Annotated in this window: 1 protein-coding gene; it reads left to right on the forward strand. The window is 50.2% G+C overall.

The genetic code is table 11. From position 1 onward, the window contains the following. A partial coding sequence (locus tag AC1DUO_RS25470; RefSeq protein ID WP_477989475.1) for a Tn3 family transposase occupies window positions 1-843 on the forward strand: 843 nt, incomplete at its 5' end. Window positions 844-927: the final 84 nt, after the last annotated feature.

Raw genomic sequence — 927 nt, forward strand, 5'->3', positions numbered from 1 at the left:
CAATATAGCCCGTTTTACACCAAAGTCATCAGCCGCGTGCGCGACTCAACCCACGTACTTGACGGCTTGCTATATCACGAAAGTGATCTTGAAATCACCGAGCATTACACCGATACCGCAGGTTTTACGGAACATGTTTTCGCGCTAATGCATCTGCTGGGATTCGCATTTGCACCAAGGATCCGGGATCTTCATGACAAGCGCCTGTTTATTCATGGAAAGGCTGAGCGTTATCCGGGACTTCAATCTGTGATATCCACAACCCCACTGAATCTTAAAGACATTGAGACACACTGGAATGAGGTACTTCGCCTCGCAAGCTCGATAAAACAGGGGACTGTTACCGCATCGCTGATGATGAAAAAACTGGCCAGTTATCCTAAACAAAATGGCCTTGCAAAGGCATTGAGGGAAATCGGACGCATCGAACGGGCACTGTTTATGCTGGACTGGTTTCGCGATCCATCACTGCGCCGACGCGTACAGGCGGGGCTGAATAAAGGTGAGGCCCGCAATGCGCTTGCACGAGCGGTCTTTATGCACCGATTGGGTGAGATCAGAGATAGGGGGCTGGAGAATCAGAGCTACCGGGCCAGTGGTCTGACGTTGCTGACTGCGGCGATCTCCCTGTGGAATACGGTATATATAGAAAGAGCCATAGATTTCCTGAGACGAAAAGGGATCCCATTAAATGACCAGTTGATTTCTCATTTGTCCCCGCTGGGATGGGAGCACATCAATCTGAGTGGGGATTACGTCTGGCGGACAAATCTAAAGCTGGGACAGGGTAAATACCGTTCATTACGCTCAGTGGATAGTGGTCTGTACAAAAAACAGGCTTAGCGTAGGATATTTTCCGTTTTCCAAGCGGACCCCTTATACCGCGCATGCCAGTCGCCAGCGGAGCAAATCGGCATATCAGATGCC

Source organism: Rahnella sp. P4_A8, assembly GCF_056402435.1.